20 protein-coding genes are annotated in these 25,563 nt (G+C 42.8%); 10 read left to right on the forward strand and 10 right to left on the reverse strand.

Going from position 1 to position 25,563, the window contains the following annotated elements; genetic code table 11:
• The first annotated feature begins 25 nt into the window (after positions 1-25).
• Positions 26-1,423: a B12-binding domain-containing radical SAM protein gene (locus tag GGD38_RS31805; protein ID WP_375296399.1), complete on the forward strand. Its 1,398-nt coding sequence runs from the start codon at positions 26-28 to the stop codon at positions 1,421-1,423.
• On the opposite strand, the gene GGD38_RS31810 is transcribed toward GGD38_RS31805, so the two are convergent.
• Together GGD38_RS31810 and GGD38_RS31815 are read right to left on the reverse strand one after the other, a co-directional pair.
• Positions 1,420-2,154 (reverse strand): DUF3575 domain-containing protein, encoded by a 735-nt coding sequence (locus GGD38_RS31810; protein WP_375296400.1) that lies wholly within the window; start codon positions 2,152-2,154, stop codon positions 1,420-1,422. The genes GGD38_RS31805 and GGD38_RS31810 overlap by 4 nt on opposite strands.
• A gap of 97 nt (positions 2,155-2,251) precedes the next feature.
• Positions 2,252-2,986 carry a hypothetical protein gene (locus tag GGD38_RS31815; protein WP_375296401.1) on the reverse strand — a complete coding sequence of 245 codons (735 nt, stop codon included), beginning with the start codon at positions 2,984-2,986 and terminating at the stop codon, positions 2,252-2,254.
• A 105-nt stretch (positions 2,987-3,091) separates the two neighbouring features.
• Here GGD38_RS31815 and GGD38_RS31820 point away from each other — a divergent pair, with 105 nt between their 5' ends.
• The 6 genes from GGD38_RS31820 (at position 3,092) to GGD38_RS31845 (ending at position 8,757) form a co-directional block, all read left to right on the forward strand.
• Positions 3,092-4,276, forward strand: coding sequence for a right-handed parallel beta-helix repeat-containing protein (locus GGD38_RS31820; protein ID WP_375296402.1), 1,185 nt, complete (start codon positions 3,092-3,094; stop codon positions 4,274-4,276).
• A gap of 204 nt (positions 4,277-4,480) precedes the next feature.
• The gene (locus GGD38_RS31825; RefSeq protein WP_375296403.1) at positions 4,481-4,927 is read left to right on the forward strand and encodes an AAA family ATPase; all 447 of its coding nucleotides are present in this window, start codon (positions 4,481-4,483) and stop codon (positions 4,925-4,927) included.
• Positions 4,917-5,693: a tRNA(His) guanylyltransferase Thg1 family protein gene (locus GGD38_RS31830; protein ID WP_375296404.1), complete on the forward strand. Its 777-nt coding sequence runs from the start codon at positions 4,917-4,919 to the stop codon at positions 5,691-5,693. Before GGD38_RS31825 ends, GGD38_RS31830 begins: the two co-directional genes overlap by 11 nt.
• A gap of 26 nt (positions 5,694-5,719) precedes the next feature.
• Positions 5,720-6,160, forward strand: a complete 441-nt coding sequence (locus GGD38_RS31835) for a nuclear transport factor 2 family protein (RefSeq protein WP_375296405.1) — start codon at positions 5,720-5,722, stop codon at positions 6,158-6,160.
• A 289-nt stretch (positions 6,161-6,449) separates the two neighbouring features.
• Entirely contained in the window at positions 6,450-7,733 is a 1,284-nt protein-coding gene (locus GGD38_RS31840; RefSeq protein ID WP_375296406.1) for a hypothetical protein, read from the forward strand.
• Positions 7,734-7,863: 130 nt separating this feature from the next.
• On the forward strand, positions 7,864-8,757 hold the full coding sequence (locus tag GGD38_RS31845; protein WP_375296407.1) for an SDR family oxidoreductase: 894 nt from the start codon (positions 7,864-7,866) through the stop codon (positions 8,755-8,757).
• Between the two features lie 70 nt (positions 8,758-8,827).
• On the opposite strand, the gene GGD38_RS31850 is transcribed toward GGD38_RS31845, so the two are convergent.
• Positions 8,828-9,019, reverse strand: coding sequence for a hypothetical protein (locus GGD38_RS31850; protein WP_375296408.1), 192 nt, complete (start codon positions 9,017-9,019; stop codon positions 8,828-8,830).
• 295 nt (positions 9,020-9,314) lie between these two features.
• Here GGD38_RS31850 and GGD38_RS31855 point away from each other — a divergent pair, with 295 nt between their 5' ends.
• Positions 9,315-12,488, forward strand: coding sequence for a carboxypeptidase regulatory-like domain-containing protein (locus GGD38_RS31855; protein ID WP_375296409.1), 3,174 nt, complete (start codon positions 9,315-9,317; stop codon positions 12,486-12,488).
• A gap of 179 nt (positions 12,489-12,667) precedes the next feature.
• Here the strand turns inward: GGD38_RS31855 and GGD38_RS31860 are convergent, their stop codons facing one another.
• On the reverse strand, positions 12,668-13,231 hold the full coding sequence (locus GGD38_RS31860; protein ID WP_375296410.1) for a porin family protein: 564 nt from the start codon (positions 13,229-13,231) through the stop codon (positions 12,668-12,670).
• Between the two features lie 407 nt (positions 13,232-13,638).
• Between GGD38_RS31860 and GGD38_RS31865 the strand changes: the two genes are divergently transcribed.
• Positions 13,639-14,307 carry an FAD-binding oxidoreductase gene (locus tag GGD38_RS31865; protein ID WP_375296411.1) on the forward strand — a complete coding sequence of 223 codons (669 nt, stop codon included), beginning with the start codon at positions 13,639-13,641 and terminating at the stop codon, positions 14,305-14,307.
• A gap of 64 nt (positions 14,308-14,371) precedes the next feature.
• Here the strand turns inward: GGD38_RS31865 and GGD38_RS31870 are convergent, their stop codons facing one another.
• The 5 genes from GGD38_RS31870 to GGD38_RS31890 form a co-directional block, all read right to left on the reverse strand.
• On the reverse strand, positions 14,372-15,100 hold the full coding sequence (locus GGD38_RS31870) for a rhomboid family intramembrane serine protease (RefSeq protein ID WP_375296412.1): 729 nt from the start codon (positions 15,098-15,100) through the stop codon (positions 14,372-14,374).
• 165 nt (positions 15,101-15,265) lie between these two features.
• Entirely contained in the window at positions 15,266-17,818 is a 2,553-nt protein-coding gene (locus tag GGD38_RS31875; protein ID WP_375303930.1) for a TonB-dependent receptor, read from the reverse strand.
• A gap of 204 nt (positions 17,819-18,022) precedes the next feature.
• Entirely contained in the window at positions 18,023-19,576 is a 1,554-nt protein-coding gene (locus GGD38_RS31880; RefSeq protein ID WP_375296415.1) for a RagB/SusD family nutrient uptake outer membrane protein, read from the reverse strand.
• Between the two features lie 160 nt (positions 19,577-19,736).
• Entirely contained in the window at positions 19,737-22,877 is a 3,141-nt protein-coding gene (locus GGD38_RS31885; RefSeq protein WP_375296416.1) for a SusC/RagA family TonB-linked outer membrane protein, read from the reverse strand.
• 16 nt (positions 22,878-22,893) lie between these two features.
• Complete coding sequence (locus GGD38_RS31890; RefSeq protein ID WP_375296417.1) at positions 22,894-23,937, reverse strand: FecR family protein; 1,044 nt, start codon at positions 23,935-23,937, stop codon at positions 22,894-22,896.
• A 148-nt stretch (positions 23,938-24,085) separates the two neighbouring features.
• Here GGD38_RS31890 and GGD38_RS31895 point away from each other — a divergent pair, with 148 nt between their 5' ends.
• Positions 24,086-24,658: an RNA polymerase sigma-70 factor gene (locus tag GGD38_RS31895; RefSeq protein ID WP_375296418.1), complete on the forward strand. Its 573-nt coding sequence runs from the start codon at positions 24,086-24,088 to the stop codon at positions 24,656-24,658.
• A gap of 134 nt (positions 24,659-24,792) precedes the next feature.
• Here GGD38_RS31895 and GGD38_RS31900 read toward each other — a convergent pair whose 3' ends face one another.
• Complete coding sequence (locus tag GGD38_RS31900) at positions 24,793-25,545, reverse strand: SDR family NAD(P)-dependent oxidoreductase (protein WP_375296419.1); 753 nt, start codon at positions 25,543-25,545, stop codon at positions 24,793-24,795.
• Between the last annotated feature and the right edge of the window lie 18 nt (positions 25,546-25,563).

Genomic DNA, 25,563 nt, shown 5'->3' on the forward strand with positions numbered 1-25,563 from the left:
GTAACACTTCTTCAAATACCATATAATGAAAATAGATATCATTATTGCCTATGTTCAGCGATATGAATTTGGGCACGAGCGGGATTTTGTGCCTCCTATAACCGGCATTCATTTAGCAGCCATAACACCAGCCCCACACCAGGTGCGCATCTTTCATCAGCAAATTGATAAAATACCACTGAACTCAGATGCAGATGTAATAGCCATTTCCTTCTTTAGTGGTTTTGCACTGGCGGCTTACAAACTGGCTGTTGAATTCAGAAGCCGGGGAAAAATGGTGATAGCAGGCGGACCGCATGTTACCTATTGCCAGAAGGAAGCCCTCACCTATTTTGATGCTATTGTAACCGGCGAAGCGGAGAACGTTTGGCTTGAACTGTTGCAGGACATTGAACTTAACCAATTGAAACAGGTATATAAAGGTTCGCCTTGCGATATGACCAGTTTGCCAACACCACGGTACGATCTGCTGCCCAACAAATTCTTTATAAAGAAAGTTATTCAGGCAACAAGAGGCTGTCCTTTTAGTTGTTCCTTTTGTACTGTTCCTTCCCTAAACCCCGGCTTTCGGTTACGGCCGGTTGCAGATGTAATACGCGATGCTTCGTATGATAAGTTCAGCCATTGGTGGCAACGAAAGATCGTTTGGTTTTGGGACGATAATCTTACCATAAAGCGCCCCTACATAAGGCAACTGCTTGCTGAAATGATACCGTTAAAAAAATGGTGGCTTACCCAGGCCAGTATGGATATTGCCAAAGACCCCGAACTGCTCGATCTTATGAAAGCCTCTGGCTGTATAGGTGTATTTCTGGGTATAGAATCATTTGGGGTTGATTCGCTGGCCGATGCCAACAAACGGCAAAACAAGATCGCTAATTACAAAACAGCTGTAAAAGAAATAAGAAAACGTGGCATTGCGGTAATGGCTGGTTTTATTGCGGGCTTCGATCATGACGATGAACAAAGCATCATCAACATGGCCGATCAGCTAATGGAAATAGGCATCGACGTTCCCTTCCTAAGCATTATGACACCATTCAGGGGTACTCCTATTTACACCAGGCTAAACCAGGAGGGCCGCATATTACACGACAGGAACTGGAATTATTACAATGGGTATAATGTAGCGTTCAAACCAAAACAAATTACCGAAGATCAATTATTACGCGCGCATAGAGCCTTGTGGAAAAAGTCGTTCTCGCCACTGTATGCATTTAAACGAATTGCACGCGGACTATTCACATTAAGACCGGGCGCTTTTCTGATGTCATTTTTTATGAACTCATTTTACAGCTTTAAGCGGGTACGAAAGAATTACCCCATTGATATGACAAAACGAAAAGACCTGAACAAACGGGTTGAACCGCAGATCAGGTCTTTTGGCGAAAAAGCTATAGAGTATGTTACAACTTATAGTTAAAGTATTTTGTAAACAAACCTTATACCAGTGGTGTAATTGAATGCGGCGCTTTTGCCGCCCTTAGCTGCCCGCTCAATATTTGCACCTCTGAAAACAGCATTTACATCATCTGGCTCAACGAATGCATCGCGATCATATTTAAATTGCTGGTTCGTTGTTTTATAATTTCTGAACCGTACGCCTATGCCTTCATACACTTCAAACATAAAGTGTTTACCAATATCATCCTGCCAGCCCCACAAGGCATTGAGGCCCCAAACTGTTTTGGTAACGCCAATACCGTCTTTTAGATCGTAGGCGCTATAATCACCTGCATTATAGTCAATGACCGTATTGTATTTATGATTGGTATAAAAACCATTCATGGCAATATAATGCCCATGAAATTTCTTATAACCTAAATTGCCTTCGCGAAAATAATAACGGAACTCCGACTTCAATTTAAACCCACTGGGTGAAACAAAGTTGGTATCAGGCTTTTCATACCATCCTTTCCGGTATCGAATGCCTACTTCATTATACATACTGAACTGTGGGGCCAGATGCACCTCCACACCAGCTGTTATTGTAGGAAAACTTACGACATCGATTGCAGCAAGGGGTGCTAACTTTATTAAAAGCCGGACATCAGGGAGGCTCTGGGATTTTCGGTTCTTACGCCATCTCTCAGGCACCTGGGCATAACTATGAAAGGCTGTTGCTAAACAGATCACAAGAAGTAGGGAGCGCATAATTTAAGGGTTTAAGCAGCAATACGGCTTTACAGCGGTTGCGTTTCGCCCAAATATATACGTTATTTGTTAACTATGCAAACCAGCCAATAACGCGCTAAAACAGCCGGTAAGCAAACCTAACACCAATGGATATATTGATCGTTGTTGTTTTACCGTCTTTTAATTCGGGCCTGCCGCCAGTAAGGTCAGTAAACGTCCAGTGATGACCTCTGCTTTCTCTGTCACGCTCATGATCAAATTCTCTACCCACGGTAACTATATCTCTCAACCTCAAACCTAAACCACCATAACATTCAAACAAAAACCGTTTACCCAAATACATTTGGTTACCTATTATAAAATTACCACCCAAAACTTTCTTTGTCATGCCAAAATCATCCTGGGTAAAAGCACTCGTATCCTTCTGGTAATAATATCCAACATATTTATTGTCAACATTCTTTATATAGAAAAGATTGACGGCTAAATAATACCCAGTAAGTCTGCCTCCTATTTTACTATCAGGGTCTTTAAAATAATATCGTACTTCCGATTTGATCCTATACCCGCGGCGAGCAACAAAACCGGTATCGTCATTTTCATACAAAGCCTTTCTGTACCTAAAACCAAATTCATTATACCAGCTCATCTTGTTTGATAGAGCAATTTCCAAACCACCCTGTATAGCCGGGAATTCTATTTCGTCGATGAGGGCAAGGGGCGCAATTTTAAATAACAGGCGGGAGTCATAATATTTATAAGGCTTTGAAGACCTCCGGAACTTCAATGGTACCTGAGTAAAGCCACTGTAAGCCGTAAATAAACAAAATACTATAGCAATCAGGCGCATAAGTTAGGGTTTGGCAACAATATGATCTTCCATCTGCATATAAACGTTGCATCGCGTTCAAATATATACGCAATTCTAAAAAAATCAATACCTTAATATATCATTATGCAAGCAACCTTTTTATCTTTAATAATATTACTTACCAGCTGCCTTCACCTTCAGGCCAAAGTGCACCATGTAGGCGCTGGGCAACAGTATGCAACAATCAATCATGCATTGGTTGTAACCAAACCCGGCGATACCATAATGGTACACGAGGGAAATTACGAAGGCGGTAATTATATAGCCAGTTTGCAGGGAACGGCTGCCAGGCCAATTCATTTTGTTAGCGCCCCAAATGAAAGGGTTGTCTTTCAGGGCGGTGTTGATGCCTGGCACCTGGTAGACGCTGCACATGTATATATAAAAGGTTTCACATTTCAACAGCAAACAGGCAACGGTTTTAATATTGACGATGGGGGAACGTATAACACCCCATCGCACCATATTATTTTCGATTCCTGTACATTTCGCAATATACATGCAACAGGCAATAACGACCTGCTTAAAATGTCGGGCGTTGATTTCTTTACCATCAGAAATTGCCATTTTCTCAATGGCGCAGCCGGTGGCAGTGGCATTGACATGGTTGGCTGTCATGATGGAACTATCAGTGGCAACCGGTTCGAAAACCTGGGCAGTAATTCCATTCAGGCAAAAGGCGGATCAAGGAACATCAAAATTGAATACAACTATTTTAACAACGGTGGCGAGCGTACGCTTAACCTGGGCGGTTCTACTAACATGCAATTGTTTCGTCCGCCCGATGCGCGCTATGAAGCAGCACAGTTAACCGTATACTCAAACATTTTCATTGGTTCTGATGTTCCCATTGCCTATGTAGGTTGTGTGCAAACCAGTGTGCTGAATAACACCATTTACTTACCTCAAAAATGGGTGATCAGGATCTTACAGGAAACGGCAGACAGCGCCCGGTTTTACCCCTGCGGAAATAATATTTTCAGCAACAACATTATCTATCACGATAACCGCGTAATTATTGACTGTAATATTGGGCCTAATACCAATGCACCCAGTTTCAGCTTTTCGAACAACCTGTGGTACCATTCGCAAAACGCTGCATGGGCTGGCCCTGTTCTTCCCGTAAAAGAAACCGGTAGCGTCATTGGTAAAGACCCACTGTTTATGAATGCACCTGCTGGTGATCTTTCTTTGAAGAAAGAAAGTGAAGCAGCCGGCAAAGGTTATAAATTCAATGAAAAGGTCCCGCCGAAACGGGACCCCTTATAGAACCGTCTATGCAAATTCAATATATAGTTTCTTTCACCAGATTATCACTTACCGAACTAAGTTAACAAGCTTTATTGTATATGACCGGGCAATTTGATAAACGTGCATTTTTGGCAATAGCCGTGTTGGTTTTGGCAATAAGTGTGTAACATTTATAAATGACCGGCAACTTTATTATATTGAGGCGCAATTAACAATACGGTGATGGAAACCATAATATTTTGCGGAATACAGGCTACAGGCAAAACAACCTTTTTTAAAGAGCGATTCTTTAAAACCCACATCCGCATTTCCCTTGACCAGCTTAATACCCGGAACAAAGAACAAAGATTCATTGACACCTGTATTGAAACCCGGCATCCTTTTGTGGTAGACAATACAAACCCAACAAAAGAAGACAGGGCTAAATATATTTCTATTGCAAAAGCCAACAAGTTTAAAGTTATTGGTTATTATTTTCAATCGAAACTTGCCGAGGCCCTGGTGCGTAACAGCCAACGAACCGGAAAGGAAAATATACCTGAAATTGGTATAAAGGGAACATTCAATAAATTAACACTACCTTCTTTAGAAGAGGGATTTGATGAACTTTATTACGTTGAGACCGGGAACGATGAATTCAGAATAAAAAAATGGACAAATGAAATTTGACGATCTGGACCTTAAAATGCGGGTATACGAAACGTCGCACGACCGTTGTGTTTTACCCAATATGTACCTGGTGGCAAGAATAGATGGACGCAGTTTTACCAAACTAACCAAGGAAGTTCAAAAGTTTAAAGCTCCGTTCGACGAGCGCTTTCGCGACCTTATGGTAGAAACCGTTAAACACCTTATGAACTGTGGTTTCAATGTAATTTATGGCTTTACAGAAAGCGATGAAATTTCATTATTATTTCACCATAATGAGAGTGCATTCTCCCGAAAAACAAGAAAATTCATTTCAATACTGGCGGGTGAAGCAAGCGCTAAGTTCTCCTCAATGCTGGGCGATGTAGGCGCTTTTGATTGCCGTTTATCTGAACTTCCCAATAAAAAACTTGTAGAAGATTATTTCAGGTGGAGAAATGAAGACGCGCACAGAAATGCGTTAAATGCTCATTGCTACTGGCGATTGAGACAGGATAATTATTCCCAAAACGAAGCTACTTCAAAAATTGAAGGATTAAGTATTGCTGCCAAAAACGAACTCCTATTTCAATATGGCATCAATTTTAATGACGTGCCCAACTGGCAGAAACGTGGCATAGGCGTTTATTGGAAAAACGTAAAGAAGGAAGGGTTTAATCCTAAAACCAATCAGGCAATTTGGGTTGACAAACGTGAATTGTTTGTAGATTACGAATTACCCATGCGCGATGAGTACAATCAGTTCATAAAAGATGTTATTGAGAGAAATGAGAAAGTGATAGCTTAATTTTACTCGCTTAAACCATGCTAAAAATGGAAAACAAAATAACCGAACAGGTACGTTTACTTTTTAAAGGCGCCGACGAAAGGGATTGGGAGAAATGCAGATCTGTTTTTAACAAAGATGTTTTGCTCGACTATTCTTCAATGACCGGCAATGCTGCCACGCTTTTATCATCAGAACAAATAATTGCAGCATGGGCCGCCTTTTTACCAGGCTTTGACAGAACACACCATGAGTTATCAAAGTTCAATATTGAGAACAATGGTCTTCTTTCCACAGCGCATTATTTCGGAAAAGCCGATCACTTTCTCGATGCCGAAGTTTGGACGGTAGAAGGAACGTATGATACAAAACTGGTACGCACCAATAATGATAACTGGCTCATAGTTGAACATAAATTTAATTTAGAAAAGCAAAGCGGCAACACTTCCCTTCCCCAGTTGGCAACGCAAAAACTGGCAAAGCAGTAAAGGAAATATTTTATAATTGCATTAATAAACCCGGGCCGGTTGGCGTGGGTTTATTATTTTATACATGTTTCACATAAAGGAGCTTTAGCTCATTCTGCCCAATTTCTTTTACACACTTATCAGGCAAATCAACACGTTTATTGCCCAAATCAACACGCTTATCAAGTGTATATTTATTAATCTAAAAATCTGTTATAGTTTTACAGCCTGACACTATCCTGCCAGGATACCCAGTTTTCAATTTTTATAGAAACTGAACGGTCCGAGCTGTGGCAAATAGTTACATATTGTGCGAAATATAAAAGTGTACACCTGCATGAACCTGGCAGATAAGAATATATCATTGCAAACAGAATGGCAATCACTGGGGCAATCGTATGCCAAAGAGGTAAATGCAATGATTGATTTTGGTGAGCAATTCGGTTGGGATAACTGGAAAGGTGATGAGCCTGCCGACAACCGGGAGGAAGCAGCGCATGAAGTATTGACACTTTTAAAGAAAGCCAACAAAGAAGGCACCATTACCACGTTCAGGAAAAGTTTCCCACCGGCTTATGCGCCTTTTGTAAACATCATTCACGAACAAGGACAGAATATTGAAAACTTATGTTATATAAGCAATAATACAATTGCTTTTATAGTTGGCTCGGCCTATGAAAAAAGAAGGGCCTATTTATTATCAGAAGGCTCCATTATAAGGCTTAGGGACAATATACAATCAATTGGCAGGTCGCCACAAAACAATATCTACGCCATTGCAGAAAACGGCGCTATAACAACTTACAAAGGCTGGGAAGGAAATAAAGTGTGGGTATTTAAACTTCCACCTGTTGATGAACAATCAATTTCACAAATAATCCCTTTTAATAACGGGCTTGCAGTTATACTCATTTCGCCTGAAGGTATTTATTTACTTAACACGAATGGGCATTCGCTTATTCATCCTGTTCCCGACCAGGAAGATCTTGACTGGACACCCAGCATTCATATGGAACATGCCGCCTTATCGGCCGACAATTCCTTTATTGCGCTTGGCGATCAATCATCTGTACATAGAATATTAAATAACCAGGGCGCTGCGGTTGCAGAGATAGGGCCGCAATCATCTTATCCACACTATGCCCTGTTCTCAAAGAATGGCCAGCAAGTGGTTTTAAACTCCTGCCATTTTTACAATGGCGTTACTATTGGCATTTCTACCACCGGCATTCATGGTTTGAAAATTGAGGCGCATACACAGGATAACAGGTATACAGTTATTGATGAAAACTGCCGCGTGTATGCAGCTGTTGCCACTACATCGTACTACATAATGGGTGACGTTGGTGGTTATATAAAAGCGTACGATTTTACAGGCAAACTGATGTGGCGCTATTTCCTGGGCTCTACCATTACAGGCATGACGATCTCTGACGATGAAAACACATTGTGGGTTGCCGCCTGTTCGGGCATGATACATCAGCTTAAATTGAACCAGGGGCAACGAGACGATCATACCATTGGCAATGGAGATCATTATGAAGAGTTCAGAGTTATCTTCTGGAAAAATGAACCACAACCATTGATCTGGTAACCATGCTGTTTTGGGCAATTTGATTCCCTACCCTACACTAATTGTAAATATTTTTCCTGCATCTGCATTCCATACATACCATAACACTATGGCATAATAATACGTGCTATGATGTATTAAATGATATGTTATGGGCACAACACTAAAAGCGAAGAAAGAAAACCCGGTTGAAAAATATCCCGCACCTCCCTATCCAAAGCAGGAGCAGGAAATGCCGGGTACAGAGCAGAAAATGGACCCCAAACCAGATCATGGTGAAACTACTTATAAAGGAAGCGGAAAGTTAACCGGCCGTAAAGCCCTTATTACCGGTGGCGATTCTGGCATTGGGAAAGCAGTGGCCATTGCCTTTGCCCGCGAAGGCGCCGATGTATTAATATCTTACCTGAACGAAGAAGAAGATGCAAGGGAAGTTGCCGATCATATAAGAGCTGCCGGCCAAAAAGCCATTATGGTGCCAGGTGACATAAGCAACGAAGCACATTGCAAACAACTGGTAGAAAAAGCAATTGCAGAATTTGGCCAGCTTGATATAATAGTGAACAATGCAGCTTACCAAATGGAGCATAAATCATTACAGGAAATATCGTCGGAAGAATGGGATTATACCTTCAGAACGAACGTAACAGCCATGTTCCATATTTGCAAAGCGGCAGAGCCTCATTTACAGCCTGGCAGTTCGGTAATAAATACAAGTTCAGTGAACGCGTATACACCTAACCGCTCTTTAATGCCATATACAGTAACCAAAGCGGCAATACAAAACTTCACAGCAACCCTTGCACAGTTATGGGGCGAAAAAGGGATCAGGGTAAATTGCGTGGCTCCGGGCCCTATATGGACACCCCTGATACCAGGCAGTTTTTCGGGCGATAAAGTAAAAGAATTTGGCAGTCAAACACCATTAAAAAGAGCAGGCCAACCTGCAGAGCTTGCCCCTATATATGTTTTACTGGCATCGGAAGATGGAAGTTATATGTCGGGCGCAACCGTACAGGTTACGGGCGGAATGCCTACCATATAAGATCAAAAAACAAAACAGGCAGGTAGCTTATATATAAGTTACCTGCCTGCTTTTTTTTCATATAAACCAATTATTGATTTAAAGGTTTTCCTTCTTCTTTTGAAGGATCCGCATCTACTTGTTTACCTTTCAGATCTTTATTCGTCACCATTTCACCCTTGCCTCTTTCCTCACCCGGCTTTTTATCAACCGCCTGCTGATCTTTGTTCTTCTTTTCATTTACAGCATCGATGTTCCCCGGCTTTTTCATTTGATCTTTCATACAAACAATTTAAATACTAAATAAACAAGGCTGCAAATCCCAGACCACTGTTAACATTACTGTTTGCAATAATGAGCGTGTTACCGGTAAATGAAATTAATGTTATCAAATAGAACATTGTATCCATTCATATGGTCACGCCCTATTTTCGCGTCGCAAAAATCAATATGCGTTAGAGTAATTATATGAAATTATCACGCTACATATATAGTACCGATTGTTTGTTTTGTGCGTCCTTATAGTACCCACCCCTCGATCATTACATTTTCTTATATATTTTAAAAGTAACCCTGCAATGAAGAGATCATTCTTAACCAAACTGTTATTCCTGCTATTTGCATGTTTAGCAGCCCGCGAGCTTTCTGCACAAACCACCCAGGCGTCTATCGTTGGTATAATTACCGACGAAAACAAAAAACCGGTACAGGGCGCCACTGTGCAGTTGTACAACGAGTCAACCGGTTTCACCACTGCAACATTAACAAATGCAAAAGGTGAATATATTTTTAAAGAATTGCCCTTAGGCGGCCCTTATACCATTAAAGCCACTTCCGTTGGTTATGGTGAACAAAAGCGTACCGACTATTCATTAAACCAAGGCGATCTGTTGAAAGTTAACATCGCCATGCAGGTTTCTGCCGCCAACATGAGCGAGGTTACCGTTACAGCTACAGGCCAGCGGAAGAAATCGGAAAACTTTGGCGCCGCCACATCGGTAACAGCGCGCGATATCTCGCGCCTACCAGTAAACGGCCGTAACTTTACCACCCTTATAGACCTGAGCCCATTGAGCAGTGGCAGCAACCTGGCAGGCCAGTTGGGTTCTTCTACCAACATAACCATTGACGGTACATCGGCTAAAAACCCTACTTCAAGCAGTGGTACCAACAGCCGTATTGGCGGCCCTTATGCTGTTTCTATGGAAGCCATCAGGGAATTTAAAGTGGTAACCAACCAATACGATGTTACTTATGGCCGAAGCGGCGGAGGCACCATTAGTACCGTTACCAAATCGGGCACCAATACTTTTTCAGGAAGCGTGTTTATGTTCTCCCGGGCCGATTGGTTATCGAGCAAATATGACATGCGCGGTGTTCGTCGCATTAACGATTTCTCAACCAACCAGTATGGCTTTTCATTAGGCGGCCCCATCATCAAAAACAAAGCGCACTTCTTTATAGCCTGGGACCGGCAGGATGATGCGCGGCCTTTACAGATCGCCGATATTCAGTCAACCGCTGATGAACGACGCTTTAGCATTCAAAAAGATACCCTGAACCGTTTTCTTAATATTGCCAGAACTAAATATGGCGTTTCCGATGCCAACCAAACCGGCTCATTTGATAAGAAAAGGCATACTGATGCCGCTTTCCTGCGGGTTGACTGGCAACTGAATGAAAAGAACCTGCTTACACTTCGTAACAATTATGTGAACGACCGCGCTCCACTGGGCCGCGACGATAATACCTCCATCAATCTGTACGAAGTATACGCCGATGCACATGCCTGGAACAACAGCTTCCTGGCTACCCTTCGTACCGTAGTAAACTCCAAACTCACCAATGAATTGAAGCTGCAACACCTGTATACCTTTGAAGAAAGCACACCGGGCAGTCAGTTACCCAAAGCTAATATTCCACGTGGTATTGTTGAACGCATTTCCAGCACCTCGGAAGGCACTAACCTCACAACCAATATTCAATTGGGCGGACAACGATATTCTCCCGAGCATTTTTACAATAATGTATTCCAGTTGGTGAACAACGTTTATCTCAACACCAACAAGTTCAACTACACGTTTGGTACCGACGTTCAGTATACGCATATGAACTCTTTGTACGGCAGCGAAATGAACGGGCGGTATTATTTTACCGGAATGAAGAATTTTGACGCACTTAAACCTTACCGATATGCCAGGGAAGTAGCTCTGTTAGACGACCCAAGCGTTGACCAGAACGTTCTTAATGCAGCCCTGTACGCCCAAATGAAAACAGAACTGATGCCTGGTCTTGATATGACCGCGGGTTTACGGGCCGATTATACCAACTATTTCAATAAACCAAATTTCAATCAGCTTGTATCCGATGAATTGGGGTTAACAACCAACCGCTCGCTGAAAACATTCCAGGTGCAGCCCCGTATTCAGTTCAACTGGGATATTAATGAAAAGCACCGCGATTATGTTCGTTTAGGCGCCGGCGTATTCGGTTCCGATATTAACAACTATGCCATGATCAATAACATGGTTTTTGACGGAACTAAAGTGAAATCGGTAGATATTCAAACCGATATACCAACGCCTAATTTTCCCGGCTATCGCAATGATCCATCCAGCGCACCCGGCAGAGACCTGCTTACCCGTGGCGTTCCTACCATCAACATGAATGGTAAAGATGCCCGCATACCGGTTGTGTATAAAGCCAATATCTCTTACAGCCGGTTTATTACCAATAACCTGAAATTGGGCGTTACATTCTATGCTACACTTGCCCGCAATAACTATATGTATGTTGACCGCAACATGGTTGACGAGCCATTCTTCCGTTTAAGCAACGAAGGCAACCGCGGCGTATATGTTCCAGCTAAAGCCATTGACTCCAATGGTATCGCCGACTGGATGCAAGGCCGCAAAAGCAACAGTGTTGGACGTGTGCTTGAATTGAACAGCGAAGGTAAAGTAAACCAGTTTGCCGTTGTATTTGACGGTACCTGGCGCTATTTCAAAGATGGTGAAGTTTCTTTCAGCTACACCTGGAACGATACAAAAGACAACACCACTTATAATGGCGACGTAGCCAATACGGCCACATTGAATCTTATGGTGAATGATGACCCGCGCGACCTGAGCAGAATGACATATAGCGATGGACATTTCCGTCATAAAGTAGTGTTCTATGGAACGTTGCCTACATTCTTCGGCGTTAGTGTTGGCGTAAGATATTCCGGTATTGGCGGCACCCGCTATTCGATGGCAGTGAATGGAAATATCAATGGTGATTTTGTAGCCAGCAACGACCTCGCTTATATCTTCGATGTTAACGATGCCAAAGTGCCGGAAAAATACCGCACAGCTATCACTAACATTTTGAATAATCCCAACGCCAGCGGAAGCATAAAGGATTATATCAATAAAAACATGGGTAAAATTGCCGAGCGCAATGGCGGCATCAATCGCTTCTATGGCACCTGGGACCTGCGTTTTGCCAAGAAGTTCAATGTATGGAAAAAGCAATACATTGAATTATCGGGCGATATCTTCAACGTAGAGAACCTGATCAATAAAACCTGGGGCGGCAGCAGAAACCTGGGTAAACAAAACATATATACAATTGCATCTTCGAGTGCCACTACAAAAGGCTTCGACCAGGCCACACAAAATTACAATTACAATGTAAATGGCAATACAGGCGTAATAACACCTGGTGGTAATCCATGGCAAATACAAATTGGAATTCGTTGCGGATTCTAATTGGCTAGTGGTAAGTGGCTAGTGGGGCTTATATTCAAAACTCACTATATTCCGTACTCTCTGTATTTCCCTACTCGCTACGTCCCATTTACTACTAGCCAACAAAAAGATCCCTCCGGCTGAGCCGGAGGGATCTTTTTGTTTTAAAGTTTAGCTCTTTGAAAAAAGTAAAAGCGTTATTAGTGTTTATGGAACTGGTAAAAAAGACCTACCTGCCAAACCCGGTTCTGATAGTCGGTGGTATTGCTTTTTGTAACATCCGTTAACCCTAAATTATAACGGGCATCAACACCTACACCACTACGTCCTACATAGCTGGCGCCAAAACTCCAGGAGAAGTCGGCATTGCTGAAATTGTCAACATCGGTCTCTGTTTTTCCACTCTTGTATTCAGAGGTAGTTAAAATACCTACCTGCGGACCTGTTTGCAGTCTGAATCCATTTGCAAACATGTACTGGGCAAGTATGGGAACGTTAATGTAATTCAGTCGTAATTTATCATCGCCATATTTAGCACCTTGTGTACTATAAACTATCTCTGGTTGAATGGCGAATGAGCGGGTAAGATGAATATGAGCCAGACCGCCAAGATGATATCCGGTTTTTGTGTCTGCTTTAGTATCAGCGGCATCGTTAGAAAGATTTGCAAAGTTAACACCGCCTTTAATACCATATTCAACATGTTGTGCGAAGGCACCCTTGATCAGCAGGAACATAACTGCCGAAATAATGATCTTCTTCATAATGCTGGTTTAATTAACAATACGCATACAGTATTGCAAAGTGAATACCAGCCGTTTTATGTGGAATTTACAATTTAAACTATTGAATATTAGAAGCTTCGCACTGTGGAATCAGAGTAGCTTAGTGGTTGTAAACACTGATGCGCTGAAAATATTATTAACGATCTTACCGATCACTACTTTTTCAAGATAATAACCAAAGCGCTCATACGCTTCTTTTAATGCATTGTGCAGAAAGCGGTCGATCTGCTTATTCTGTTTATATCAAGCTCAATGAGGTTGGTACCGGATTGCTGCATATAGTAGTGCTAATTTGTACAAGTATAGAAGTAATATGGCATAAATGCAAGTAGCTCGTTTTTCATTTTTAATCTGTAGCTTGCCATTAATAATAAATATTATAAGTCATGGAATCGCATATTGTTAAAATAACAGCCATTCACCAGGTTACGCATGATGTAAAGAGCTTTCGTATTGAAAAGCCTGCGGGTTATAAGTTTGTACCCGGACAAGCTACGGAGGTAGCCATCAATAAACCGGGTTGGGAAAATGAACGGCGGCCCTTCACTTTTACTTCGCTGAATAACGAACCATCACTTGAGTTTACAATAAAACGATATGCCGATCATAATGGGGTAACCAATCAACTTCACCAATTGGTTCCCGGTGATGAAATTATATTACATGATGTATGGGGCGCTATTGAATACAAAGGGCCTGGATATTTTATTGCCGGCGGCGCGGGTATAACACCCTTCATTGCTATCCTTCGCCAATTGCACCGCGATAACCAGCTTGCCGGTAACACCTTGTTCTTTTCAAATAAGACCGCTGCCGATGTTATTTATGAAGAAGAATTAAAGTCTATGCTTGGCACAAATGCGGTATATATTCTCAGCCGCGAACAAAAAGAAGGTTATGAAAATGGAATGATCGATGAAGACTACCTGCGCTCACACGTCACTGATTTTAATAAACATTTTTATGTGTGCGGGCCGGATAAGATGATCAGTGATATTAATGCTACACTGGAGAAACTGGGAGCGAAACCGGATTTGGTTGTGTTTGAAAAATAATTTGAAATAAGAAGTAGGAGGTAAGAAATAAGAAGAACCTTTTTAAACCTCCTACTTCATCTTCCTAAATCCATCTATTTCTATTCTTGGCAGCCCGCCGCCTCGCTATAAATCCTTTCGCGAACGTTCCAATCAACAGCAAGCCAAATACAAATCCACCAATATGTGCGGCATAAGCAACACCACCGGCTTCCTGGCCACCCAACGCACCCAAACCATTCACCACCTGAAAGGCAAACCAAATACCCACTGAAATAAATGCCGGTACTGAAATAATGAGAAAGAAGATCCAGAGATGTACACTTTTACCGGGGTACAATCGCAAATAAGCACCCAGAATGGCTGAGATAGCGCCAGATGCACCTAAACTGGGCACATACATACCGCCGCCAAAAACAACCGTGCTAAACACATGGCTTAAGCTGGCCAGTACACCACATAACAAATAAAAGAACAGGTATTTCACATGGCCTAAGGCATCTTCAACATTATCGCCAAAGATCCACAGGTACAACATATTTCCTAACAAATGCGCCAACCCGCCATGCATGAACATAGAGGTAATGAGGGTAAGCTGAACTGGCTGCGGGGTAATACCCAGGCCCGACTTGGTTGTAATATCCTGGCCGCTGAGTACTTCGGCAGGAATTGTAGAAAAGGCCAACGTAAAATTGTCGTTACGCCCTAATCCCTGCCAGTAAACATATACAAAAATATTAAGCGCTATTAGAAGATAGTTTACATAGGGGACCGTTTTCCGGTCGCGGTTATCATCACCAATGGGAAATACCATCTTTTTTTCTCAAAAATAGGCAAAAGAAGTACCAGTTACCGCAAATACAAGTTACAGGTTACATGTTACAGGGTGCAGGGTGTTTGCTTCGCATTAGTATTTCCCTGAAACTTGAAACCTGTAACGTGCAACATGGACCAAATCCTTAATTCGCCAATAATTGTGTTAAAGAGAATATGTAATAGCAGTATAATAAAACCCACCAATTTGCGGTCCGCCCAGCATGGAGTAATAATAGTGGTTCAGCACATTGGCGCCGCCTATTTTAACAGTAAGCGAAGGGTTGGCAAATGAATACTGTAACATAGCATCGGCATTAAATATGGCCGGCACATTGCCATTCACCAGGAACGACTGCCAGTAAAAATTGCTTTGATATTTGAAAGTTACATTAAACCCAAGCTTCTTATATACGTTCGTTCCGCGTATACCACCATTCACCATCCATTTGGGCGTATTGAACCCATCTTCCAATCCGTCGTTGGTCTTTGTTCTTTTCAGGGTTTGGTAACTGGCATTGGCAAAAACGGAATACTTATTACTGAGTAAGTACAACACATCGAGCTCGGCACCATAGTTATGAACAATGGTCTTTGAGTTTGTCCACAAGCGGTAACGACCCTGTTTGTTGCGATCGTACAAATAAGCGGGGATCTGCGATTCATCGGAGGTATTGGGAATGCTGGCTTCAATTTGTGCAATAAAATTTGAATAGAAATTGTAATACACATCACCATCTACAAACAACCGGCTGTTAAGCAAAGTACTTCTATACCCTACTTCAAAAGAATGCATTTGCTCTGGTTGCAGGTAAGAATAAGTATTGCGTTCCAACACGCCTTTGTTCTTTTCCATGGCAGCGGCCTGCGTTAATCCCTGCGTATTTACATCTTTGTTCACAACAGCCACAAATGCATCGATGCCACTTTTTAACCAGGAATTTTCAAATACACCATTCGACATTACCTTCAACCCGCCTACCCTTTTCACACCACCACTATTGATATTCGAAAAGCCTTCAAAGATGCTGGGGAAGCGGTAACCATTCTGGTAAGAGAATCGCACTGCATTATTCCTGGTTAATTCATATACTGCCGTAAGGCGGGGATTCCATTTTAAATTAAAATACTCATAACCGGTACCACGCAGCACAGCGCTGAGTTGTAATTTTTCGTGCAGAAATCTTTTTGATGCCTGTACAAAAAAACCATAACTGGTGTAATTTAAATTATGTCCTGAGTCGGTTGGATTGATAAAATAATTTCCATCAGGCACAATGATATAATCTCTAAAGTCGGCGCCTATATGTAAATTATAATTTGTGTGAAATAATTTCCCCAGGTCAAGTGATGCTTCTGTATGTACCAAATGCGCTTTTACTTTTAATGCTGCACCAACATCCCAGTTATTGATCTCCTGTAATTGTTTTAACTTTTCTTTAAACTCATTGGTGCCTGGCTGATAACGGCCAAGGTCTGCATCCTCGCGTGCCTTGCGATGTGCAACAGCTACATCAGCATTTGTCGCAATGGTTTTATTAAAAGAGTTGGTATAATCCTGAAACCATTTATTATTGTCTTTAAAATTAACATCCATATTCTCGGCCATCGAACGCAGGTTATACGAATGCCCGGTATTTTCTGAATTAATATATGCACGGCCCTGCACCAGCGCGTTTCTGAATTGCACAATATGTTGCTGTAATCTATAATCCTCTAAACGGAACCGGTTCGAACGCTGATATATATTGTTGAGGTAGGCGGAACGATAAGTATACGAGATCTCTGCTTTTTCTGTTGGCCTGAAGAACAACGATACATCACCCTTTACATTCTGCAAATTATAATCGGCCACCTCGCGCTCATAATACCCGGTGCGCGACACCACGTAATTCTTTCCGCCAAGGGTTAATGTTTTTCTGTTACTGGATTCATTACCATATCTGTTTACATCATCATAAGCAGGATTGTCGGCGTCTGTCAGACCAACAAATTGATTGGCCGTTGGGTTCAGATCGTTGCGGTTATCGGCAATCCAGTCGTAACCGCGATTGTACCCTGCATTTAGTTTAAAGGCCCATTTCTTTCCTATGGCTTTGGCCCAACGGATATTGGTTTCATTATACAACCTGGCCGAAACATCGCCGGGATCGTTCACATGGTTCACCCCAACCTGTTGTTGTATACTGAACCCTTGTGTAGTGAATGGATCTTTGGTAGTAAAATTGGCGAGGCCATTGGTGGCGTTCATGCCATATAATGCAGAGGCAACGCCCTGTATAACCTCCACATGATCGATATCCAGGTCGCCGGGCGATAAGGCGCTGGCTATAGGCGCACCAATATGCGGCGACTGATTATCGACGTTATCTATCATTTGTACAAACCGAACATTGGTGATATTTGAAAACCCGCGGGTGTTGATGATCTTGAAACCCATACCCGGCACTATCATGTGAACGCCTTTCATACTGCCAATAGCGTCAAAAAAACCGGGCGCAGCCGTTTGCTGTACCTGTGAACTGCTGAGCTTTGAAATGCTTACCGGCGCAGTCAATTGCTTTTCCTGTAAGCGGGAAGCGGAAATAACTATTTCCTGTAATACATGCACCTTGCGGGCAGTATCCTGCTCTTCTACTTTCTGCTGGGCATTAGCTGGTAATTGTGATGCCAGCATTATTAAACCTGCAATACCGATCTTATAATAATTTTCCCTCATAACAGCAGTTGGCTATCGTTATTTCCTTTTGGAAATAACGACACAAATATAGGGAACGCCGGGACTCCTTAACAAATAAAAAAGGGCGAGCCTCCTTTGAAAGGGGACCCGCCCGAAATAAGAAGTAAGAGGTAAGAAGTAGGAAGTACGACATTCGCGAACTTCTTACCTCCTACTTCTTACTTCCTACTTCCTGCTTACTGCTTACTGCGGATAGCCGTCATTCTGGGTAAGATCAACATTCAACTCCCGCTCCGATTGAGGGATGGGGTACAATAACCTGTTCTTATCTACCTGGTATGAGTTTGCAGGCAAATAACTATACTGTTGTTTTAGCTTAGCTCCTTGTGCATTCATTACGTCAATGGCTTTACCGGTACGCACCAGGTCGTGCCAGCGGTGGTTCTCAAACGCCAGCTCTACCCTTCTTTCGTGGGCAATGATATCAGTGAGCGCAGTAGCATCGGTAGTTGTAATATTATTGCTTGCATTACCAAAAGCCCGTACACGTACTTTGTTCAACGGCACCAATGCTTCTGCAGATCTGCCTTGCAGGTTCAATGCCTCGGCCAGTAACAATAAGGCATCGGCATAGCGGTATATTGGCCAGTTGTCATTGGTGTTATTTGAGTTGGTGTGTGGGTTCAGGTATTTCTTGATATAAGGTACACCTACCTTACCAGCAGCCGGTGTATAATTTATGATGCTTTTGTTGGCAGAGAAAATAAACATATTACTTGAATTGTAGGTACCTTCTGCAACAGCAATGGAAGCATCTTTGCGGGTGTCGCCCGCTTCATACGCGTTTATCATATCCTGCGTAGGTGTATTCCAACCGCCTATACCGCCATTATCTGTTTTAACTCCTGTAATGAGGGTGGTGTTGCTAGAGCGGGGCAGAAACACATAAATAAAATTGCTTTGTTGACCGCCAAGTAAGCCTTCGAGGTATTGTATTTCAAAAATTGATTCTTTACTGTTCTTGTTGGCTGTTGAAAATACATCGCTGTATTTTGCCAGCAGGTCATAGCCCATACCCGCGAGCGTATTGAGCAAAGCTTCCGCATCGGCGTACTTCTTTTGCTCCATATATACTTCGGCCAGCAACATTGTAGCAGCCCCCTTGGTAGCCTGTCCGCCCTGTTTACCCGAAGCAAACACGGGTTTGGCCAGTTTGGCAATAGCGTCTTTTGCATCATCAATAATTTGAGCATATACTTCATCAACAGATGACCTGGGAAGAAATGCCTGTTCGGCCTCTGTTACTTCATGTAAAAACAAAGGCACTCCGCCGAAATAACGCACCAGTTTAAAGAAGTTCCATGCCCGCAGGAATTTTGCCTGTCCAATAATGTCATTCCTTGCGGCATCAGCAAGTGTAATTCCGTCTATACGATCGAGGATCATATTAGCCCGGGAAATTGTTTTAAAACAATGAAAGTAAACCGCATTGCTATAGTTATTTGAAGGATCGTCGGTAAAATCGGCAATAGCCTCGCGCATGGTATATGCGGTACCGCGATTGCTGGAGTAAAACTCATAATGCGTATTATCGGAACGCATTTCATTGATGTAATAGTCGTTGTCCATAAGGTCGCGCAGGGGAACATAGGCTGCGGTGAGCGCCATCCTGAAATGCGCTTCGGTCTTATAGAAATTATCGATCCCAATTTCGTCTTCGGGATTTAATTCAATAAAATCCTTTTTACATGATATAACGGTGCATGCCAGAACCGCTATGATAAATATTTTGTTCATAATTCTATTTTATATCTATGTTTCCATTAAAGAAACAGGAGGTAAGAGGTAAGAAGCAGGAAGTACGAAGAACCTGATATTCGAGGCTCGCGATCGCTGCCGCTGTTTTGAAATTCAAGCTTTTCCTACTTCTTACGTCCTATTTCCTACTTCGTATTAATTATTTAAAGCTTGCCGATAAACCAATGGCAAATACTCTGGGCACAGGGTAAGCGTTCTCATCGATACCAATACCGGTACCATTTAAGCCATTCAAACTGATCTCGGGGTTGATGCCGGAATAGTTGGTAAAGATGAGCGCATGTTGAATGGAGCCAAACACCCGCAGGTTTTTGAGTACCAGGTTACTTTTCAAAGGCAGGGTATAACCAAGCGTAATATTCTTTACTGCGAGATAAGAGCCATCTTCAACCCACTGGCTGTTCACTGAACGGCCAATGGCAGTAGTGCCGCTTTTTGTTCTTGGATAGATGCCTGAACCGGGATTCTCTTCTGAACGCCAGCGGTCTTTTACCGCGGAGATCAAACCCCGGGCGCCATCTATATTGGTGAGATAAGCCCATTTGGAAGGGTTCAATATTTTGCCGCCATACGAACCGGCCATGGTGATAGAGAGATCAAAATTCTTATAGTCTAACTGATTGGTAAAGCCGAACAGAAAATCGGGATTGGGATTGCCGATAAATGTACGGTCAGCTTCTGTGATCGCCTTATCGGGCGTTACGTCTTTCATTTTTATAGTTCCTATATCTGAAACCATACCTGAGATATTCAGTTTGGGCGAGTTGGCCAGGTCGGCCGCATCCTTATACAACCCGTCGAACACGAACCCATAAAACTCACCCAGCGCATGCCCTTCCTGGTTACGATAATAATCGGAAGTAATGGTATTATTGCGGCGAATAAAGCCTGGCGCCAACAGGGTTTTGATCTTATTCCTGTCGAACGACATATTATACGTAGCATTCCATTTTAGCGCACCGGTAAGAATGGCGCCGCTTACGGTAAACTCATGTCCCCAGAATTCCAGCACACCTACGTTGGCTGTTACGGTTGCAAAGCCCGATGCCCGCGGAATAGGTCTGTCCTGTATAAGTCCATCAGAAAGCTTATGGTAATAATCATACGTAAAAGACAGGCGATTGTTGAAGAGCGAAACATCAACACCAAGATCCCATTGTTTGTTTCTTTCCCATTGAAGCACCGGATTTCTTAAGGTGGCTACAGTGGCGCCATAGGCCAATGCCCCGTTAAAAACATAATTGCTGTACGGTACGTGCGAAATGCTGGTATAGTTACCAATGTTATTATTCCCGGTGATACCATAACTGGCACGTACTTTCAAAAAGCTGAAGGCACGGAACCTTTCCATAAATGCTTCGTTGCTTACGATCCAGCCGGCAGAAACCGAAGGAAAATCTCCATACCTCGTATCAGCGCCAAAACGCGATGAACCATCACGACGTATAGAGGCGCCAAACAGGTAGGTACCTTTATAGTTATAATTCAACCTGCCAAATGCAGATACCAGCGAATAGGCGGTTGTATTACTGGCTCCTGCGCTTAAAGCTGTTGCTGCGCTCAGGTATTCCACATCATCGCTTGGGAAATTGGTACCTGTTACCGTATTGCTTTCCTGTTTAAACTGCTGGGCCGAATAACCGGCCAGCAACTCAATATGATGATCATTGAAAAGTGTTTTTGTATAGGTTGCCGTTGCTTCCCCCGTCCAGGAATAGTTATCAACCGAACTGCTGATACCTGTGGCAATACCATTGGCTACAAGGGAACCGGGCGAATAACGATTACGGGTTTCAGCGCCTTTATCCATTGCTATGTAACCTTTCACATTCAAACCCTGCAGCAATTCATAACTTACATAACCGCTTCCCAAAATGCGCGTGGTTTTATAATCATCCTTTGTTTTCGTGAACTGCGCATACGGGTTAACATTCGTTACCATACCTGCCGACTGCACATTCAATGGCATATTGCCGGCACTGTCTATTGGTGCTATTAACGGACTGGCCTCTACGATCTTTTCAATTAGTCCGCCCACGCCTTCTGTTGTTAACCGGTTATTATGATCAATACGGTAGCTGGGTGCAATACCAAAACCCATTTTTAATTTATTATTAACCAGGTTGAAATCCTGGTTATAACGCAACGAGAACAATTTGGTACTGGTGTTTAAAATAACCCCTTCCTGCGCCTGGTAACCGGCCATTACGGTTGATGATGATTTACCATTGGCCGATGAAACAGTGATATCATAATTCTGGATGGGCGCTTTACGCGTGAGCACATTGAACCAGTTGGTGCCATCGCCATAACGTTCGGGGTTTTTATATTCAGCCGCCAGCGTTGGGTTAGTGAGAGGCTCATATTTTAGCTTGTCCTCATAATATTCATTTTGAAACTCAGCAAACTCGCGGGCTGTCATCATATCGGGCCGGCCCTTTTGGGGAATTACCTGCGTACCATACCAGCTGTTTAATTCCACTTTGGCATCACCGTTCTTTGCATGCCTGGTTGTAATTAACACCACGCCATTGGCAGCTCTTGAACCGTATAGCGCACTGGCAGCGGCATCTTTTAAGATGGTGAAGGTCTCTATTTCTGAAGGATTGATATTATTGATACTCCCTGTAATTGGAATACCATCTACTACAAACAATGGCTGGTTGTCTGACGATAAAGAAGCGGCGCCACGAATGCGGAACTCCATTCCCCTTCCCGGTGTACCGGCATTTTGTGCAACCTGCACACCCGCCACCTTACCTTGCAGTTGCTGTGCAAATTGCCCTACCGGCATATCTTTCATCTCCGATGCATTCTGTTGTACAACTGAACCGGTCACTTCCTGTTTGCGTTGTTTACCATAACTCACCACTACTACTTCGAGGTTTGCGTTGTCTTTCATTACAACATAAATAGCTTCCTCTTTTTGTGGATCGAGCTTTTCTTTTTTTATTGTTTGTGTAATATAGCCTACGTGCGAAACTGTGAACATCCAGGCGCCTTTATCGGCTGGCAGCTCTAATGCAAACACGCCTTTTTTATCGGTGGTAACCGAACGCTTTATATCGCCCGTCTCCTGCTTAATGTCGATGGTTACACCTTCAAGCGCCTCCCCTTTTTCATTCTCCACCAATCCCCTGATGTTCGGATTCTTTTGCTGGGCATGCACTGGCATTACCAATATAATTTGTATCAATAGCGGCAGTAACCATGTTAATGGTAAACGCCGTTTCATAAAGGGCATGGCAAACCCCTTCACTACGATGTAGCGTTGTGTCATCTTACTTAATATTTAATTAATGAGATTTCTGAATAATGAACTTGTTACCTTTTTCTTTGACGGTCAGGTTGTACAAAAGGGACATACGATTCAAAACCTGGGATAAGGAGTCTTTGGCCCGTATGCGGCCAGTGAAGATCATATCGGCTAATGCGTCTTTGTCATATTGCAGCTGAACAGCATATCCTTCTTCTATTGCATTCAAGACGTTAACAATGGGTTCGTCGGTAAAAGCAGCTTCCAGTCCGGTACGTGATCCTAATGAAGGCGCCGCAGTTTTTACCAGTACAGGATGTTGCATGGTTGCTTTACCTGTTATTATATTACAGCTTACTTCCTGACCGGGCGTCAGGAACACATCATTCATGTGTGCTGTATTTCCGGTTTGCTGCACCACTACTTTACCGGTATGCAGTGCTACGGAAACATTATTGTTATTTGGCAAGGCTGTTATAGTAAACGATGTGCCCAATGCTGTTGTAGCAATATCATTACTGTACACCGTAAACGGCCGGGCAGCATCTTTTGCTACTTTGAAAAAACCTTTTCCACTCAGGTAAACATGCCGGTTTACGGCACTGAATGGTTCATCGTAACGCAGTTCACTTCCGGCACTCAACTCCACCGCAGAACCATCCTGTAAATGCACAGCGGTGTTTTTGTCAGTGCGGTTCCTGACAGCAACAATATGTTGTTTTGAAGCGGGCGCCCCGGTTGTTTTGTTTGCAACAACCGTTGTTTGCTTGGGCGAAAGACCATAATATAATACGCAGGTTCCGGCAATGACCACCAATGCAGCCGCAGCTATATTAATATATATTCTGCGCAGCCGGCTTTTCCGCTGCCGGTCTTCATATTCAACAAATTGTATATTATTGACTATTGAACCGTACAGCTCCGTTTTATACGTTTCTGTCGTTTCATTTTCCGCTCCTTCAAAGAGTTTCGTGTCATTCTCACCCTGCCGTCGATACCAGTTGGCATACTCCTGCAGTTCCTCTTCCGTTGCGGCGCCGGACAGGTACTTATTGAGCAAATATTTCAACCGGTCATTTGTCATGGAATGCACTGGTGCTTTTTATCATTATCGCACAACTCATCATTTCCCCCCATATGTTTGAAAGAAATTTTAATTCTTTTTAAGTTTATTAAACCTTAATCATAAGATAACCTTGCATTTTTTTATATTGCAAATACTTTTGCCTGCCATGCCAACTAACTATAATACTAGTTATTATACCAGCCATCAATTATGGGCAGCCATACAACAGGGCGATGAAAGCGCTTTCAAAATGTTGTATAGCAATACTGTTATATCCCTCTCAAACCAGGCATTCAACATCTTAAAAGATAAAGAAATTGTAAAGGACATCATACAGGATGTGTTTGTAACCTTGTATACGCGGCGCAACGAACTGCCCGCCGATATGAATATTATTGGTTATTTAACCAATGCCGTTAAATACAAAGTATCTACGCAGCTCAGGGACCAGCTTTCGCGCAATACGCATCACACTACTATATTACAGAGCGAACTTCGGGAATCGCTTGCACAATCATTCCCTTATGAACATAATGAATTAAAGACCCGCATCAGGGCAAGTATTGAAACATTACCACAGAAGTGCCGCCAGGCATTTATGCTGAACCATTATGGAAGCATGAGTTATAAAGACATTGCGCATGAAATGGGCATTTCGGTTAAAACAGTGGAGAAACATATAGGGAAAGCGCTGCAGGTATTGCGGAATAATTTGAAGGAAGATAATCGGTTAGTGTAGCATTATTGTTATTAAGTATCTATTTCGTATAATAGAAGTCTGAAGTAAGAAGTAGGAAGTAAGAAATGCGCGTGAACTTGAAAAATTAAGACACTTCATACTTCCTACTTCATACCTCCTACTTCGCCTTCCTACTATGAAAAATAAGTCCCCCCATTAATATCAATATTAGCACCAGTAATAAAACTGCTTTCATTACCTGCGAGGTAAGCAACCAGGTCGGCCACTTCACTTGCCTGTCCTTCGCGGCGTAATGGTGTTCCATTGGCTACCGCGGTGCGCACTTCGGGTTTGGTAAATGTATCGTGAAATGTAGTGGCTATCATACCGGGGTCAACAGCATTTACCCTGATACCCTTAGGCCCAAGTTCTTTTGCCATAGCCCTTGTAAATGTAGCAATAGCGCCCTTTGAGGTAGCATAGGCCGATGCGCCAAAGCCGCCACCATCTCTGCCCGCCTGTGAAGCAAAGTTGATGATACTGCTGCCGGCCGGCATATACGACACCACTTCTTTTGTCATTAAGAAAGCCGATTTTATATTCAGGTTCATCACCTGGTCCCAAAACGCTTCATCCATATCGGTGATCAACTTACGGGCAACCATACCGCCTGCTACGTTGGCAAGAATATGGATCTCGTGCCCAAAAGCGCGTTTTGTTTCTGTTACCAATCGAACTACTTCTTCGCGTTTGGTTATATCTGCTTTTACAAGAATGCCTTCTCCACCGGCTGCTTTTATCAATGCCAGGGTTTCCTGGGCCAGCTGTTCGCTGCTGTTATAGTTTACTACCACTTTTGCACCTTCCTGTGCCAGCTTTACCGAAACGGCCCTGCCAATATCTCTTGCTCCGCCGGTTACTATTGCTACTTTTCCTGTAAGTTTCATTATGGATGTTTTTAGGTA

Origin of the sequence: Niastella sp. OAS944 (genome assembly GCA_024809215.1) — a bacterium.
Classification (GTDB): domain Bacteria; phylum Bacteroidota; class Bacteroidia; order Chitinophagales; family Chitinophagaceae; genus Niastella.